Origin of the sequence: Flavobacterium sp. ZT3R18, assembly GCF_007097385.1 — a bacterium.
Classification (GTDB): Bacteria; Bacteroidota; Bacteroidia; order Flavobacteriales; family Flavobacteriaceae; genus Flavobacterium.
In genome coordinates this window covers 38,789-56,161 of record NZ_VJZS01000013.1, presented here as the reverse complement: position 1 = coordinate 56,161, position 17,373 = coordinate 38,789, and the positions used below count along the sequence as shown (strand labels likewise).

Genomic DNA, 17,373 nt, shown 5'->3' with positions numbered 1-17,373 from the left:
GTCAATGAAAAAAATATTTCTATATATTGCATTGTTTTTCTCACTAGCGGCGTTCGCCCAAAACGAGCAGTTGGCGCAGTATTATTATGACAAAGGCGATTTTGATAAAGCATTGGTCAGTTACCAGGAACTATTGGACGGGTTGCCTTCTAATCCGTTTTATTTTCAGCGAAAAATAGATTGTCTCCAACAATTGCAACAGTTTGATCCTGCCGAAAAGGCCATTCAGGAACGATTGAGCAAATACAAACAAGCCACTCTTTTGGTCGATTTGGGGTACAATTTTCAATTACAGAAAAATGAAGCTAAAGCCAAAAAGTACTATGATGAGGCGATAGAGAAAATCAAGAAAAATCCAAATGAGGTTTACGGGGTTTCCAATTCTTTTGAGAAAAAAGTATTGCTCGAATATGCCTTAAAATCCTATCAGGTAGCCAGTGCATTGGTGCCCACTTTCAATTTTAATTATCAAATGGCATTGCTCTATGGGCAATTGGGTGATACCGATAAAATGGTGACAACTTTTCTGGACGAAGCGATGGCCAATCCCCAAAACGCCATGTTGATTCAGAGTCAATTGGCGAGATATATGTCCAATGATGGAGATTCAAAATACAATGAAAGTCTGCGAAAAGAATTAATTATAAGAGTCCAAAAAAGTCAAGATGTTTTTTGGAATCACTTTTTGAGTTGGTTTTATATGCAACAAAAAGAGTTTGGAAAAGCCTTTATTCAAGAAAAAGCCATTTATAAACGGAATCCAGAGTCCCTTTCGAACATCATCAACTTAGGTCAAATGGCAATAGAAGAAGACGATTATGAAGAGGCCAAAGCTATTATGGATTATGTCTTAGAAAACACTACAGATATAGAGCTGATTGTGCAAGCCAATACCTATTTGATGAAAATGAAAATAGAAAAGGCTTCAGAGAAAGATTTTGTAGCCATCAACACACAATTTGACGTTTTGTTAAAACAATATGGAATAGCGCCAATTACCTTATCTTTGCAGCTGATGCAGGCGCAGTTTGTGAGTTTTGAATTGAAAAATCCCGTTGAAGGAAAAGCGATAGTAAAGCGGGCTTTAGAGTTGCAATTAAATGCGTACGACCAAGCGAAATGTAAAATGGAATTGGCTGATATTTTGCTTTCGGAAGAGAAATTCAATCAGGCTTTATTGTATTATTCACAAATACAGGAAAATTTAAGCAATGATGTTTTGGCACACGAAGCAAGTTTAAAATCGGCGAAAACGAGTTATTTTAAAACTGATTTCGAATGGGCTTTGAAACAGTTCAAAGAGTTAAAATCGGCAAGTACGCAGTTGATTGCCAATGATGCCTTGGAGTATTTTTTGTTGATCAATGACAATACGGTTGCCGATTCGACTCAAACGGCTTTGAAGCAATTGGCCAAGGGAGATTATCTGTTGTATCAAAATAGAAATCAAGAGGCGATTGCTCAATTTCAATCGATTCTGAAAAGTTTCAAAGGACAGGAAATAGAAGCCGTAACTTTGTTGCGATTGGGGAGAGTCTATGAGAAAACAGGAGATTATGCTTTGGCTTTAAGCCAATATCAAGAATTAATAACCCATCATAGTGATGGAATTTATATAGACGAAGCCCTGTATTTTTCAGCAGATATTTATAACAAACAATTGCAAATGCCAGATAAAGCCAAGCCTTTGTATGAAAAAATAATTTTCAACCATCAAGACAGTATCTATTTTGTGGATGCGAGAAGGAAATTTAGGGAATTGCGAGGGGATACGATAGCCCCCTAACCCCAGAAGGGGGAACTTTATAAAAATAATTCATTCTTTAAACCCTACTTACCCCTAGTAGGATTCCCCCTTCGGGGGTTAGGGGGCTGATATGATCATATACAACGTTACCATAAACATACACGAAAGCGTTCACGACCAATGGATGATTTGGATGCAACACAAACACATTCCCGAGGTTCTGGCAACAGGGAAATTTAGTGCGGCTCGATTAGTGCGAGTGTTGATTGAAGAAGAAATGGGTGGTGTTACTTATTCGGTTCAATATACAACGGATAGTAAGGAAACATTAGAGAAATATTACCAAGAAGATGCACCTAGATTAAGGGAAGAAGGTCTGAAATTGTTTGGTGACAAAATGCTGGCTTTTAGAACGGAATTGGAGTTGATTAGTGATTATTAGTATTCAGTCTCAGTTTACATTAAAACCGTAATTATTGAAGTTTGAATTTTAGACTTAAGAGTAATTGTAGAGAATAAATTGGAGGTCACAATTTGTGACCTCCAATTCTGACAAGATGGGTTTGCGTTATGCACCAATGGCTTTTACGGAACACGGAGTATTGATGTTATCGAGTATTTTGAATAGCGACAAAACAATTCAAACAAATATTCAGATTATGAGTCCCGATAGCTATCGGGATTACAAAAACGAGACAAATGCTTTTGGATAATTCTGATTTGAGAAATGATTTTGAAATAATGAAAAAGAAAATTGTGAACCAAGGAAAGAATATAGAACTTGTTTTTCAATATGTAGATGAGCTGATGGAAAAGAAAGAAACAACGCCAGAGCGAGAAAAAATCGGATATAAAAAGTAGTGTTCAGTTAAGACATGAAGAATTTCTGGAGGTCACAAATTGTGACCTCCAATTAAAAAATTAAATAAAAAAACACTTTGCGCCTTTGTGCCTCCCGATAATTATCGGGAGTGGCCAAAAATAAAAAACAAAATGGAAAAAGTAAAAGCCAAAAAACACCTCGGACAGCATTTCTTAAAGGATGAAAGCATTGCCAAAGACATCGCGGACACCTTGAATTTGGTAGGGTATGAGGATGTGTTAGAAATAGGGCCGGGAATGGGTGTTTTGACTAAATATTTGTTGGATAAACCCATCAATACCTATGTGATAGAAATTGATGAGGAATCAGTAACTTATTTGGATGCCAATTATCCAAAGCTTAAGGATAAAATCATCTCTAAGGATTTCTTGAGGTATGATATCAACGAAGTTTTTGAGGGGAAACAATTTGCCATAATTGGGAATTTCCCGTATAATATTTCGACGCAAATTGTTTTCAAGGCATTAGAATACCGCAATCAGATTCCAGAATTTGCTGGGATGTTCCAAAAAGAAGTGGCACAACGTATTTGTGAAAAAAAAGGAACCAAAGCCTATGGAATTCTATCGGTTTTGGTACAAGCGTTTTATGATGCCGAGTATTTGTTTACCGTAGATGAAAATGTGTTCAATCCGCCACCAAAAGTAAAATCGGGAGTATTGCGTTTGCGTAGAAAAGAAGACTTCAGCTTGCCTTGTGGAGAGAAACTGTTTTTTACCGTAGTGAAAACCGCTTTTCAGCAACGTAGAAAGACTTTGAGAAACAGCTTGAAAACCTTAAATTTGTCGGATAGTTTGAGAGAAGACGAGATTTTTAACCTTCGTCCAGAGCAATTAGACTATTTAGAATTTATAGCACTGACAAAAAAAATAGAAGCCGATGGAGTTTAAAATCAGCAAAGAATTAATACAAGAACTAGAGCAACTTATTCAAAACAAAAACGACCAACAACTGGAAGTTTTATTGAATGATATGCACCATGCTGATATTGCCGAAGTTCTGGATGAATTGGACTTTGATGAAGCTACTTATATTTTCAAGGTATTAGATAGTGAAAAAACCGCCGAAATCCTTCTGGAGCTTGAAGACGATTTACGGGAAAACATCTTAAGCAGGCTTTCACCAAAAGAAATTGCCGAAGAGCTCGATGAATTGGAGACTAACGATGCCGCCGATATTATTGGAGAACTTTCTAAAGAGAAGAAAGCCGAAGTAATATCTGAGCTGCAAGACGTGGAGCATGCCAAGGATATTGTGGAGTTACTGCGTTATGCTGAGGATACTGCGGGTGGAATTATGCACAAAGAGCTGGTAAAAGTCAACGAAAACTGGAATGTACTCACTTGTGTGAAAGAAATGCGTATTCAGGCCGAAAATATCTCCAGAGTCCACTCTATTTATGTAGTCGATGATGAAGATCGGTTAAAAGGGAGATTGTCGCTCAAAGACTTGCTGACTACTTCTACCAGAACCGCCATTAGTGATGTGTACATCCGAAAATTAAATTCGGTAAATGTCGATACCGAAGATATTGAGGTAGCAAGAATCATGCAAAAATACGATTTGGAAGCCATTCCTGTGGTAGATGAATTGGGACGTTTGGTGGGCCGAATCACGATTGACGATATTATTGACGTAATCAAAGACGAGGCTGATAAAGATTACCAATTAGCCGCGGGTATTACCCAAGATATTGAAACCAATGACAGCGTTTACGAACATACCAAAGCGCGTTTGCCTTGGTTGCTTATAGGAATGTTTATCGAATTAATAGCCTCGTATGTCATTAAAGGAAATGAAGCAACTTCCCAAAAATTTTATACGCTAATTATTTTTATGCCTTTGCTCTCGGCGACAGCAGGAAATATTGGCGTTCAAGCTTCAGCAATCATTGTACAAGGTTTGGCAAACGGAACTTTAAAAGAGTTTAGCCGTAAATACTTCAGCAAAGAGATTTCTGTGGCAATGATTTCGGGAACTATCATTTCATTGTTGGTATTGGTCTATCACACCTTTATGTATGGGCAATTTCAAGTTGGGATGGCTATTTCCATATCTATCGTTGTGGTTATACTCTTCGCGGCTACTCTGGGAACTTTGGTGCCTCTTTTTTTACACAAAAACAACATTGATCCAGCCATTGCAACAGGACCTTTTATTACAACAACAAACGATGTCTTCGGAATCATGATCTATTTTGGGATCGCCAATCTTATTTTAGGATTTTAAGTATCGATATCCCTCCATTATCATTAATTAGTTAGGCTAATAAAATTTTTGGCATTCCTATTGGATTATAACAATTTGTTCGAATTTATTTAAATTTTAAAATAATAAATTCGGGATAATTCGTGTACTTTGTGGTCAAATAGTTTCGCCGCAATTCGTGCTAGCATCTAGAGTCAATACACAATAGCATTTTTGGGTTTCAGCATACTATTAACCAACTAAAGAATAAAATAAACCAAAATGAAAGTACATATTATTGGTGGCGGAAACTTAGGGGTTTCTATCGCTTTGGGAATTGCCAAATTCTCTCCAAACAATCAAGTTACGGTAACCAGAAGAAATACAGCTAGTATTCTGCATTTAGAAAAATTAGGGATCACTGTTTCGGCTGATAATACCCACGAAATTCAGGAGGCCGATGTGATTATTCTAACCATAAAACCGTATCAGGTAGATACCGTTTTGGCCGAAATACTTCCCGTAATTAACAATAAAATAATCGCCTCGGCGGTAAGTGGTTTGGCGATTGATGTGCTTCAGGAAAAAACTAAGTTAGTGCACCATGCCGTGCGTATCATGCCTAATATTGCAGCACAATTTGGCGAATCGGCTACTTGTATCTCTTTCAACGAAAAAGATAAAGCCGAGGGCGAAAGGGTAGTTGAACTTTTTAACGACTTGGGAACAGCACTTGTAATCGACGAAAAATTGATGGATGCCGCCACGGTTCTTGGTGCTTGCGGAACCGCTTATGCCTTGCGTTACATCCGCGCTTCTATGCAAGCGGGAATCGAGATTGGTTTTGATTCTCAGACCGCTTTGGCTATAGCCGCACAAACCGTAAAAGGCGCTGCGCAAATGCTAGTCGAAGAAAAAGTACATCCAGAACAACTCATCGATAGAGTAACTACACCACAGGGATGCACCATCGTGGGACTCAACGAAATGGAACACAACGGTTTTAGCTCTTCCCTTATCAAAGGTATCAAAACCTCTTTGAAACAAATTAAGGGGTAAAATCATTTGGGCGTGCCACCATAAAGAAAAGGGGCCAACTCATCGCACTGGTGAGTCGGCCCCTTTCCTTTATGCTGTCAGGCTATCCGCGCTACTTCGGTAGCTAGCTTCTATCCTTCACGCAGCTCACAAGATCTTTAGGGTAACTAGAAAATTAGCTTTCTTAAGGTCAAATGAACGCTATTCAATAATCTCTTGTTTTGTTTTGAAAATGAGGTGCTTAAGAATCTTTCGTTGCTTTTTTAATAAAAATAAGATATTAATTACAAATTAATTTGTTGTTTTCAAATTAAATAGCATATTTTTGGCATTCAATTTAGAATGAAAAATCTGTAATATTTTAATTTCGAACACATTTTATGAGAAATAGTTATATTCAATCTGTAAAAAAAGTAGCACTATATACCGGTAAAATACTGCTGTTGTTTGTTGGGTTTATTTTAGTTTACTTAGCTGCGGGCTATTGCCTTTCTAGAATAACCGTTGAAAAAGAGGAGGATTCTAAAGAGGAGATTGCTATTTATATCATGACAAATGGTGTTCATACTGATATTGTTATGCCAACCTGCAATGAAGTGGTAGATTGGAGTAAAGAAGTGAAATTTGAGAATACAATCGCCAAAGATTCTACCTGCCAATACGTTGCAATGGGTTGGGGTGATAAGGGTTTTTACTTAGAAACACCCGATTGGTCAGACTTGAAAGCCTCTGTAGCATTCAATGCGGCATTCGGATTGAGCTCAACTGCAGTTCATACTACCTATTATTCTAGAGTAGTTGAAGATGAAACCTGCAAAAAGATTATGGTTAGTAAAAGCCAATATTTGAGGTTAAAAGAGTACATCATCAATAGTTTTAAAAAGGATGAAAACGGGCACTTTATAAACATACAAACCAACGCAAACTATGGTAAAAAAGATGCTTTTTATGAAGCAAACGGAAGCTATAGTTTGTTTCACACTTGCAATACTTGGGCAAATAGTGCTTTAAAAACAAGTGGACAAAAATGTTGTCTTTGGACACCATTTGATACGGGTATATTCTTAAAATATAGTAATAAATAAAAAAACAAAAATGGTACAAAAAACATCAAATGCATTTATAGCAGCTTCATGGATAGCGCTAGGGTCTGGAGTTGTAGGATATTTAGTAGGTCTTGCAAGGGCCGAAATGCTACTAAACGAAAAGGGGTATTATTTTACGGTTCTAATGTTCGGATTGTTTGCAGTAGTCTCATTGCAAAAAAGCGTAAGGGATCGGTTAGAAGGGTATCCGGTAACAGATATTTATTATGGTATTTGTTGGTTTGGAACCATTCTTTCTATAGTTTTATTGACAGTAGGACTTGTTAATGCTACAATTCTTCCAAGTGAAAAAGGGTATTATGCTTTTGCCTTTTTATTGGGGATTTTTGGCGCAATTGCTGTTCAGAAAAACACCAGAGACAGTCTTTTAAGCGAGAATTCATAATTTCTTAGCCCCATATTTTTAGATAAAATGCTGGGATAGCGTTTACAATATTTCCAAAAACAGTTTGAAAAACGTTGCTAGTACAAGCAACGTTTTTTTTGTGTCGTTATGTCACGTCCCGAAACAACAATACTTAAAAAAACATCCTTATTTGATAATCGAAATCAACCTTTTTTTTTCCTTGGTTTGCAAACGAGCTCGAAAATAACCTAAATTATTTTCCTGTGTAAGATCAATTGCTAAGGTTTCAAATGGCTTTAAAAGCTGTAAACTCTTATTTTTGGCAATTATAAAACGCCAATCTTGCGGTTTCAGTTTGTTAAAATTCACTTGTAAATAAGCTATTTTCGGAATGGAAGGTTTCAAAGTCCATTGTTTTTGGAGATTGGCTTCCAGTACGAAAGTATTATTTCTGAAAGAAGTTTTGGTTTGTGCCAAAGGAAAATTCACAAATACTTGATGGTTGTCAATTGCCTTTTGTGCTTTCAAGTAATTAAAAACTTTTTTGGAATTCTGCGTTTGTATCGAAAAGCAAAAAGAGGGTTCGCGGCTAGTATGCACAACGACTTTCTTTATGGGATTGAAATCATCATCATAGTCATAACTAATAGCCGAATCCTTCTTTTCGACTATTCCGTTGAGAACTAACTCGGTTTTGGTTGGGTTGTGAATGAGAATTGAATCCAAATCAAAACCAATTATTTTGTTGTTTCGAACCGAATGGCGTTTGAGACTATTTTGATCCCGAATCATTTCAAAATTAAAGCCCAAAGATAATAAAGCATTAGGGTTTTGTGTAAATGGAGTTGTTTTTCGGAATTTTGGTTTCCATTTGAGTTGTCCTTCGGCGACTATTTCTTGGTCTTTCAAATTTACATTTACGATTCCATCTTCTTCTAGCAGGCTGTTTTTCTTGATCCAAACAGTAAATGCATTTGGAGTGCCAATGGTTTTTTCTGTTTTTTTAGCATCCAAAAATTGGTGTTTAAGAAACAAGTCTTCGGCTACTTGAATGGCGGTTTGCCGTTGTTTTAGATCGGTGGTACAGCATAGAATTTGATTGGAATACCGAACAACAAAAAGCCCCAAAGCTTTGGAATAATAACCAATAAAAGGATTATTCAGTTTTATTTTGGCAAAATGAGAAGCAAGTATCAATTTCTCAAAATCAGTTTCATTTTTAATTTTTGCCACAGCGAGCCATTGATTGAGAGGTTGGTTTTCGAGGTGGAAAAGAGCCAAATAATCGGGTGTTTCTATTCCGAAATTAGAAAAATCAAATTTCTTATTTATCGCAGTAGTCCCTAATTGCCATTGAGAAGGGTTTTTTAGATAAGAAAAGATAAAGTAATTCCGAATGTTTTTTACATCCGCCATTACTATTTCATCGGCATTTTTTGGGATGCATTTTTCGTCAAAATTTTTATGATAGCCAAGCCAATACAGCATCATCATACTTCCTAGGAGGATAAGAAGCAGGGTGATTTTAAAGAAAGAGCTTTTATTGCTTTTCATATTGAATGCAAATTATTTTTATTGTCTTTTTGCAATGCGATTCAACAGTTGCAATGGCCCACATATTAGACGGATTAAACAGATTTACACGGATTTTTACATTGCACATTCTGAGAAAATCTGAAATGCTTCGCCAGTTTGCTATCGCTTAATGTCATTAAGGATAAGGAAAAACGGAAATAAATCATACCTAACAGGTTAAAAGAAACCTGTTAGGATTAGCGTTTCCTAACAGGTTTCTTTTAACCTGTTAGGTGTTACAGCTCTTAACTTAATGACATTGCGCTGTCGATCTGGTCAAAAATCGTTAATCATCATTCTTAAATCTCATGATTTTAAGTTACTCGGTAACGATTATTTCTTTTTTGCTTTCGGCATACAATTCATTGACAACATCAAAGAAATATTGCAAACTATTGGTATGATCTCCTTTGATGATATAAGAAGATTCGGTAACAATAGCGCCATTTTTGAATTTGGATTCCATTGTGATTTCTCCAGCATTTTTCAAAGCAATATCAAAATAATTACTTTTAGAGTTTTTGCTGAATTCAGTTTTAGATGCTGTGATTATTTTTTGAAGATCTATCCAAGCAGCCGAATTGTTTTTAGAAATAGATTTTTTGAAATCAGCTTGCAACGGCATCACTTTTTGTTGAATAAGGTTTTCTATATTTTCCTTAGAAGTCGTGACCATAATCACGCCGTTTTTTAGTCCGATATATAGGTTTTCAAGCAGATTGTCTTTCTCAAAATGAATGGTGTAATACCCGTTTGTCAATTGGTAATCGGTAGCGGTAAATTTACTTTTGTTCAAAGGAAGTTGTAGCAATTTGTTGGCAAAAGGCTCATTTTTGGTATTCAAAAGAAACGTAAAATCGGGTTGTATTTCTTGTTTAATGCCTTTAGTTTCTATTTGCTCGTAATTTTCATCATACTCAATAGTAACGTAATCTCTTTTTACTTTTTTTAGATCATGAAGAACAAAAATAGCATTGCCGGGAATGAGATCCGAAATGGCTTTTTCGTCCAAAAACAAGGCAATAGCATCAATCATGACGTCGGCTTCATTGCCAGTAGCGTCTTTGGTATAGGATTGATAAACGGAATTTAAAGTGTTTTTTAAGATCTTGTATTCGTAGTTCATAATGGCTTGGGTGTCCATGGCAATAGAGTAGTATCCCAACACATTAGTACCTACATAATTCAATAGATTTTTATCTATTTTTGTATCAAACATAGCTTGATACGATTTTTTGGTTTCCTCATTTTTGGGAGTCATGACTTGATTCAAACGAATTCTGTCTTTTTCAAAATAACCATTGATATGGTAATTACTGTCTAAGATTCCGTTCTTATAAATCCCCATCAAAGCGGAATTATTTCCTGCAAAACTAGAGTAGAATTGGCTGGTTAATGCATCCAAATCAGCAAAAGCAAAAAAATCGGATTTAGGATTGTTGTTTTTAAAAACAGTCGAATTTACAAGGGTTGTTTCCTTGTCGGAATCAAAAGTTTCTTTAAAAATCAAAGCCACAGCTGCATTGATTTTGATACTTTCAATGGAGTCTGTTTTTTTAGATTTGAGCTCTTCCAGTTTTCTGTTGGTTTCTTCCAATTCGGCATTTGCTTTTTCTTGCGCAGCATAAATTTCTTCTTCGGTGGGCTCGACAATTTTAGGCTGCTCTGCTATCTTTTTGGTTTTCCCTTTTTTGGTTTTGTTGTTTCCTCTAGAAGTTGATGCTTTTTTTGATTCTTCCACTGGTTTGTATGCTGGCTCAGCGGCAATGTCATAGGTAGTTGCAACGGTATCTACAAAAACTGTAGCCGTGTCTATACTCGTTAAATCAGAATAAGGTTCAATGTCACTGTGTTTGTTAGGCTTTGTGTAAGTAGCATTGACTAGAATAGCAAATTTGTCATTCCAAGCCAAATGATGGGTTTTCGAGGTAGTAACGGTATTATAAGTCCCCTGTTTTTTTACCTTAATACTATCGCCGTATTTGCCTTGAATCAGTTTTTCGAATAAAGCCGCATTATTTAAGGGGATCAACATCACATAACTCATTACGGAGTCTTTGTTGATGTAATATTGATACTGCTTGTTGGTCAGATCAATACCCGTTTGGCTTAAATCTTTCGGTAAAAATTTCATTTCTTTTTCTAACAAAGTCTGCATCCAAGGGTATTCTTGTATGGTTTTGAGAGCCACTTTATCGTTTAGGTTTTTGCCATTAAAACACAAGGCGAAAGGCGCGTTTTCTGGAACTTTGTTCGCTAAATCTTGAGCATAAAGCGTTGCAGAGAAACAAATAACAAGGAATAGTAAATAATTTTTCATTTTATCTTAGTTGAGTGTAATTGTATTTTCTATTTTTTCACTACCATTAATCACGTTGATCACGGAACCGTTTAGTTTGATGGCTTTTTTACTTTTGGATGGGGTTGCATTTTTGTTTGAAAACGCTTTTATGGTGGAATCGAATTTGTAAACCGAAGTGTATTTTGCGTTTTCAAAAACTTCTTTGTCGGTTTTTTTTAATTTATCATAAAGTGCTTTTATGGGTACTTTCTGGCTGCGTATAAATTTTTTGTCAGTGAAGGTAAAGTAGTCTGTAGTGATCGTTGGGTCTATTTTTTTGCTATTTTTCAATTTTAAAAAAACGGCATTGAGATTACTGATTTTTTGAAAATCCAAATCAACGGCAAAAATATAATTCGTTAAATCGATATTGGTTTTTACATTGGAGATTCCTGTGGTATTCTGTGCCAGCGCTTCTAGTCTTGAAGCTTCTTTTTTAATTTCCTCTTTGGATGGAATGTCATAACCATTAATTTTTTCCATTTTTAAAACCGAATTAATTTTAGTTTTGCTTTGGCTAAAATTAATGACAAAATTAAAATGTCCCGATCCGTCGTCTTTCATTTTCACCTCTTCAATGACTTCAAAGCAACTTTGAAACATAAAGACGAAACACAATAAAGGTATAAAATAAACTTTTTTCATGGTTTGATTTACTACAAGGTTTTAATGATAATACTTGTAGTGAATGGTGTTACAAAGGAAAGAATAAAATTCCTTTTTTTGGATTTCTTTAATACGTTTTTATCCTATTTATTGGGATTTAATCGTTTTGTTGGAGTTTTAAAAGTAAAGTTTAGCCATAAATAACCCAAAGTTCCAGATAAAAAGGAAGCAATCAAAATGGCAATTTTAGAAGCGGTAATGACTTCTTCTCCACCTTCATTAAAGGCCAATAAAGTGATAAAAATAGACATGGTAAATCCTATTCCGCCCAGCATTCCTGCTCCCAGTATATTTTTCCATTTCAAATCGTTGGGCAATTTGCAAATCCCTATGCTTACCGCAAGGAATGAGAATAGCCAAATCCCCAATGGTTTTCCTACTACAAGTCCTAGGAGAATTCCAAGCGAGTTGGAATGGCTCAAACCTTCATACCAATCGGTATTGATGGCAATGCACGTATTGGCGACAGCAAATAAAGGAAGAATAAAAAAGGCTACGGGTTGGTGCAAAAAATGTTGTAATCGATACGAAGCAGTGTTTTTTCCACCATCCCCAAACGGAATAACAAATGCCAATAGCACCCCAGTTATGGTGGCATGGACGCCGGAATTCAACATAAAATACCACATGAAAACCCCTCCAATTAAGTAAGGAGCGAGATGATGCACTTTGCGTCTGTTCAAAATAAACAAGAAACCCATGATGGTAAAAGCAATTAATAAATTATCAAAAGCGATGGTTTTAGTATAAAATATGGCGATTACAAGGATGGCACCCAAATCATCAATAACGGCTAAAGCGGTCAAAAATATTTTTAAGGATGACGGAATTCGTTTGCCTAGTAAGGATAAAACGCCAATAGCAAAAGCAATATCGGTAGCCATAGGGATTCCCGCTCCGTTTTGAGTTGCTGTTCCGTAATTCAACGCAAGAAAAATACCCGCTGGGACTAGCATTCCGCCCAAAGCTCCAAAAATAGGAAGAATGGCATTCTTGATATTAGCCAATTCGCCATGATAAATTTCGCGTTCTAATTCTAATCCAATCATTAAAAAGAAAATGGTCATTAATCCATCATTGATCCAATGTGTAATGGAATGATGCCCGATTTCGGTGTTCCAAATTGCAATATATTCCGCTTGAAACATTGAGTTAGCCAGTAATAAAGAAACTACCGTTACAAAAAGGAGTAATAATCCACTCGCTTTTTCACTGTGAAAAAAGGCAGTAAATGTTTTGGTTAATTTCATCTCTTGGGTTGGATTTAAAATGGAAAACGCTAATTTAAGCATTGTAGGTTAATTATCTTGGGTTAAAACGTTAAACCGTATTTTTTTATTTAATTTTGAGTCTAAAATCAAGAACATTTTTATGGATATCAAAATCCTTCATATTGACAGCAATCATCCCTTACTTTGGAAGCAATTGCAACAAGCCGGTTTTATTAATCACGAAGATTTTACGTCGCCCAAAGAAGAAATTGAAGCCAAAATTCAAGACTATCAAGGCATTGTTATTCGAAGCCGCTTCAAAATAGACAAGCAGTTTTTGGATAAAGCTACCAATTTACAGTTCATAGCTAGAGTAGGAGCGGGTCTGGAAAGTATCGATTGCGAGTATGCTACATCCAAGAATATTGCACTCATAGCTGCACCCGAAGGGAATTGTAATGCGGTTGCTGAGCATACTTTGGGAATGATATTGTCGCTTTTTAATAAATTGAACATCGCCGACAGCGAGATTCGATCTGGCGAGTGGAACAGAGAAAAAAATAGAGGATACGAACTAGACGGCAAAACCGTTGGGATTATCGGATATGGAAATATGGGTAAATCCTTTGCCAAGAAGCTCCGTGGTTTTGATGTAGAAGTATTGTGTTATGATATTAAAGAAAATGTAGGTGATGCCAACGCAAGACAAGTTTTATTAGAAGTGTTACAGCAAAAGACTGATGTGTTGAGTTTGCACATTCCGTGGACACCCGAAACCGATAAAATGGTGGATTCCGATTTTATTAATGCTTTCGCAAAAGACATTTGGATTATCAATACCTCCAGAGGGAAAAACATAGTCACGACCGATTTGGTTGCGGCCATGCAATCCGGAAAGGTTCTTGGTGCTGGTCTAGACGTTTTAGAATACGAGAAATTATCCTTTGAAACACTCTTTCAAGACAAATATACTCCTGAAGCTTTTCAGTATTTATTAGATGGTCGAAAAGTGATTCTTACGCCACATATCGCAGGTTGGACATACGAAAGTCATGAAAAATTGGCGCAAGTGATTGTAGATAAAATAAAGGCGTTGTATGGGAAAAGTTGATTTTGTGAGATATTTAATTATTTAGTAATAGAGTTCTGTGTATTTTTTTCTAATTTAGGCCCCATTATTAACTAACTAAATTAATTAATTATCAATTATGGAGAATTCAAAACAAGAAACTTGGAACACACCAAATAACCCAATTCCGATTTTTAAAGTAGACCCTGTTGTGGTGTTAATTTTGAGTTTTTTGACCTGTGGATTGTATTTAATCTATTGGAATCTAAAAGCTGCCGACGTATTAAATGCAGTTGCCGGAAGAGAAGTTATTTCGCAACCCATTGCTATTTTTGCGGGTTGTTGTTATCCGATAAATGCCTATTTCTTTTATTTGGCAGGCAAAGATGGTTTGCCAGAGGTAAATAAAAGAGCTGGGTTACCTGTAAAAGATGACTCTGTGCTTTTATTGGTTTTAGGATTATTGTTTCCAATGATTGCTGCAATGATTGTGCAAAGCGAAATCAATAAATTGTATTCATAAAAATGAAATCGCCATGATTCAAAAGCAATGTATACGAATGAAGAATGGCGATACCATATTCCTTTAAAAAACAAATGTTATCTACATATGAAACGAGAACGTAAAATATTCGGAATTATAGGGGTTGTCATAACCCTTGTAATTCCGTTTTTTTTAATGTTGCACAACCAGAACAATCATCTTGAAACCGATCAGTCTTTGTGTCCTTTCAAAATGCTTACCGGTTTTCCTTGTCCGGGTTGCGGGATCACAAAATCATTGGTTTATTTCTATCAAGGAGATTTGTACAAAAGCATGTATTATCATGTTTTAGGGCCATTTGTAGTTCTTTTTTGTGTGGGAACTATTGTTTTGTTGCTCACCGAACTAATGACCAAAAAGGAATATTTAAACGGGTTGATTTACAATAAAAAACTGGCCTATGTTCTAGCCTGTTTTCTGATTTTCTATCAAATAGTAAGAATAACCTATTTTATAGAAAATAATACGTATGATTCTATTTTGAAAGAATCCATTTGGAAATAGGCATAAAAAAATCCAGAATTTTTCTGGATTTTTTTATATAAATCTGCAATCTAAAATCTGCAATCTAAAATCTGCAATCTAAAATCTGCAATCTAAAATCTGCAATCTAAAATCTGCAATCTAAAATCTGCAATCTAAAATCTGCAATCTAAAATCTGCAATCTAAAATCTGCAATCTAAAATCTGCAATCTAAAATCTGCAATCTAAAATCTGCAATCTAAAATTTACTCTTCCTTATCATTCAACTTTCGCTCCAATTCAGCTTGGTATTCTTCCATTACTGGTTTCATGGTGCTTTCTGGAATATCCGATATTCTGAGGTAAATAAGTCCATCAATAGCATTGTTGAATAATGGATCTACATTAAAAGCGACTAAGCGAGCGTTTTGCTTGATGTATTTTTTTATTAAAACAGGTAGTCGTAAAACGCCTGGCTCCAATTCGTCAATAATTTTGTCAAATTTATTTAAATCGGCTTCAGTTTCATTAAAAACAAAATCTTTGTCGGCGTCTTTTAATTTGACTTTAAATTCTTTTTTCGGGTGAATGTATTGTGCAATATACGGATCGTAATAGTGCGATTTCATGAACTCAATCATCAATGATTTTGAGAAATCCGAAAATTGATTGCTGATACTCACGCCGCCCAATAAAAATTTATGCTCCGGATAATGTAAGGTCGTGTGAATAATTCCACGCCATAACAAGAACAACGGCATCGGTCTTTGTTGGTAATCCTTGATGATGAATGCTCTACCCATTTCGATAGATTTGTGCATCATATCATGTAATTCGGGTTCAAAACGGAAAAGCCCATTTAGATAAAAACCATCCATGCCATATTTAGGGTAGATTTCACAACCCAATCCCATACGATAGGCTCCGGCAATTTTTTTAGCTTCATCATCCCATAGGAAAAGATGACGGTAATATTTGTCGTATTTATCTAAATCAATCGATTCGTTGGTACCTTCTCCCACTTCTCTAAAAGTGATTTCTCTTAATCGACCAATTTCATGAAGGATGTTTGGAATATTTTTGGCTTCAGCAAAAAACACTTCGTAATTTTTACTCTGCAATAATCGACAATCAGTGACTCTCAAAGCCTCAACTTCTGCAATCATTTTTTCGTTATTGGCTGGAGTTACAATCTTTTTAGGACTTTTGGGAGGTTTCAAGCTAGCGGTATTCAAAAAATGATTCTCTTTTTCAAAAGGATTGGCTAGCATGTAGGTTTTCTTTCTTAAGAATTCTGTGTATTCTTCAATCGTTTTGTGTTCGTTTTGTTCGGCAACCGAAATAGGTTTTCCTACACGCACCTTGATAACGCGATCTTTCTGAGTCAATAACTCTGATGGAAGTTTTGCCGTTCTTAGCGTGTCATTTATTTTAGATAAAAAATAAAACAAACGACTGTTCTTGGCATGAAAATATATAGGAACTACAGGAACCTGTGCTTTTCGAATCACTTTTATAGCGCCTTCTTCCCAAGCTTTATCCACTACAAGTTTCCCGTCTTTATAAGTAGAAACTTCTCCGGCCGGAAACATTCCCAATGGTTTTCCGTCTCTAAGATGACGAAGCGTTTCCTTGATTCCTACCACGCTGGACTTAGCGTCTTTATGGTTTTCAAAAGGATTTACCGGCATGATATACGGTTTCATCGGATCGATGCGATGCAGTAAAAAATTGGCGATGATTTTAAAATTAGGCTCTCTTTCCAGCATTAATTTCAACAACAAAATCCCATCAATTCCTCCAAGCGGATGATTCGAAATAGTAATGTAAGCACCGTCTTTTGGCAAACGTTTAAAATCTTCTTCCGGAATCTCAAATTTAATTTGGAATTCATCTAATATGGCGTTTAGGAACGGCAACTCTTTCAAGTGCTTGTTCCTGTCGTATATTTGATTTAATGTGGATATCTTTAAAACTTTCATCAACAACCAACCTGAAAAAGTACCGAAAACGCCGTACTTATCCATATTTATTGCCTTTGCAACTTCTTTCGCGGTAACTAAACCCATTTATTTTTTCTTTTTTGAGCTAATTACAAAGATAGCAAAATACTCCATTTTTTATGGTTTTTTTTGAATCATTCTTTCTACTTTTTACTACTTTTGGATTCCACATAAAAAATAATTATTCGTAGTTT

Annotated in this window: 17 protein-coding genes; 12 read left to right on the top strand and 5 right to left on the bottom strand. The window is 35.8% G+C overall.

Annotated features, from left to right (window positions below):
- Nucleotides 1–4: 4 nt before the first annotated feature.
- From FNW52_RS14020 to yiaA, 9 genes are all read left to right on the top strand, one after another.
- Nucleotides 5–1,786, top strand: coding sequence for a tetratricopeptide repeat protein (locus FNW52_RS14020; RefSeq protein WP_143378075.1), 1,782 nt, complete (start codon nucleotides 5–7; stop codon nucleotides 1,784–1,786).
- Nucleotides 1,787–1,877: 91 nt separating this feature from the next.
- Nucleotides 1,878–2,189: a DUF4286 family protein gene (locus tag FNW52_RS14015; RefSeq protein WP_143378074.1), complete on the top strand. Its 312-nt coding sequence runs from the start codon at nucleotides 1,878–1,880 to the stop codon at nucleotides 2,187–2,189.
- Between the two features lie 115 nt (nucleotides 2,190–2,304).
- Nucleotides 2,305–2,460: a hypothetical protein gene (locus tag FNW52_RS21150; protein ID WP_143378141.1), complete on the top strand. Its 156-nt coding sequence runs from the start codon at nucleotides 2,305–2,307 to the stop codon at nucleotides 2,458–2,460.
- On the top strand, nucleotides 2,447–2,608 hold the full coding sequence (locus FNW52_RS21145; protein ID WP_255515601.1) for a hypothetical protein: 162 nt from the start codon (nucleotides 2,447–2,449) through the stop codon (nucleotides 2,606–2,608). The genes FNW52_RS21150 and FNW52_RS21145 overlap by 14 nt, the downstream gene beginning before the upstream one ends.
- A 132-nt stretch (nucleotides 2,609–2,740) precedes the next feature.
- A complete protein-coding gene (gene rsmA / locus FNW52_RS14005) occupies nucleotides 2,741–3,520 on the top strand; it encodes a 16S rRNA (adenine(1518)-N(6)/adenine(1519)-N(6))-dimethyltransferase RsmA (RefSeq protein WP_143378073.1) in 780 nt (259 codons plus the stop codon).
- Nucleotides 3,510–4,859, top strand: a complete 1,350-nt coding sequence (mgtE, locus tag FNW52_RS14000) for a magnesium transporter (protein ID WP_143378072.1) — start codon at nucleotides 3,510–3,512, stop codon at nucleotides 4,857–4,859. Before rsmA ends, mgtE begins: the two co-directional genes overlap by 11 nt.
- A 240-nt stretch (nucleotides 4,860–5,099) precedes the next feature.
- Complete coding sequence (gene proC / locus FNW52_RS13995) at nucleotides 5,100–5,876, top strand: pyrroline-5-carboxylate reductase (protein WP_143378071.1); 777 nt, start codon at nucleotides 5,100–5,102, stop codon at nucleotides 5,874–5,876.
- A gap of 359 nt (nucleotides 5,877–6,235) precedes the next feature.
- Nucleotides 6,236–6,940, top strand: coding sequence for a TIGR02117 family protein (locus FNW52_RS13990; RefSeq protein ID WP_143378070.1), 705 nt, complete (start codon nucleotides 6,236–6,238; stop codon nucleotides 6,938–6,940).
- Between the two features lie 10 nt (nucleotides 6,941–6,950).
- A complete protein-coding gene (gene yiaA / locus FNW52_RS13985) occupies nucleotides 6,951–7,346 on the top strand; it encodes an inner membrane protein YiaA (RefSeq protein ID WP_143378069.1) in 396 nt (131 codons plus the stop codon).
- Between the two features lie 147 nt (nucleotides 7,347–7,493).
- Here the strand turns inward: yiaA and FNW52_RS13980 are convergent, their stop codons facing one another.
- The 4 genes from FNW52_RS13980 to nhaA form a co-directional block, all read right to left on the bottom strand.
- The gene (locus FNW52_RS13980; RefSeq protein WP_143378068.1) at nucleotides 7,494–8,861 is read right to left on the bottom strand and encodes a hypothetical protein; all 1,368 of its coding nucleotides are present in this window, start codon (nucleotides 8,859–8,861) and stop codon (nucleotides 7,494–7,496) included.
- 340 nt (nucleotides 8,862–9,201) lie between these two features.
- On the bottom strand, nucleotides 9,202–11,202 hold the full coding sequence (locus tag FNW52_RS13975) for a hypothetical protein (RefSeq protein ID WP_143378067.1): 2,001 nt from the start codon (nucleotides 11,200–11,202) through the stop codon (nucleotides 9,202–9,204).
- 6 nt (nucleotides 11,203–11,208) lie between these two features.
- Entirely contained in the window at nucleotides 11,209–11,706 is a 498-nt protein-coding gene (locus FNW52_RS13970; protein ID WP_143378066.1) for a hypothetical protein, read from the bottom strand.
- 266 nt (nucleotides 11,707–11,972) lie between these two features.
- Nucleotides 11,973–13,139 carry a Na+/H+ antiporter NhaA gene (nhaA, locus tag FNW52_RS13965; RefSeq protein WP_143378065.1) on the bottom strand — a complete coding sequence of 389 codons (1,167 nt, stop codon included), beginning with the start codon at nucleotides 13,137–13,139 and terminating at the stop codon, nucleotides 11,973–11,975.
- Nucleotides 13,140–13,260: 121 nt separating this feature from the next.
- Between nhaA and FNW52_RS13960 the strand changes: the two genes are divergently transcribed.
- The 3 genes from FNW52_RS13960 (at nucleotide 13,261) to FNW52_RS13950 (ending at nucleotide 15,217) form a co-directional block, all read left to right on the top strand.
- On the top strand, nucleotides 13,261–14,211 hold the full coding sequence (locus tag FNW52_RS13960) for a 2-hydroxyacid dehydrogenase (RefSeq protein ID WP_143378064.1): 951 nt from the start codon (nucleotides 13,261–13,263) through the stop codon (nucleotides 14,209–14,211).
- 97 nt (nucleotides 14,212–14,308) lie between these two features.
- Nucleotides 14,309–14,692, top strand: a complete 384-nt coding sequence (locus FNW52_RS13955) for a DUF4234 domain-containing protein (protein ID WP_143378063.1) — start codon at nucleotides 14,309–14,311, stop codon at nucleotides 14,690–14,692.
- An 87-nt stretch (nucleotides 14,693–14,779) separates the two neighbouring features.
- Entirely contained in the window at nucleotides 14,780–15,217 is a 438-nt protein-coding gene (locus FNW52_RS13950) for a DUF2752 domain-containing protein (RefSeq protein ID WP_143378062.1), read from the top strand.
- Nucleotides 15,218–15,442: 225 nt separating this feature from the next.
- Here FNW52_RS13950 and FNW52_RS13945 read toward each other — a convergent pair whose 3' ends face one another.
- Entirely contained in the window at nucleotides 15,443–17,245 is a 1,803-nt protein-coding gene (locus FNW52_RS13945) for a lysophospholipid acyltransferase family protein (RefSeq protein ID WP_143378061.1), read from the bottom strand.
- Nucleotides 17,246–17,373: the final 128 nt, after the last annotated feature.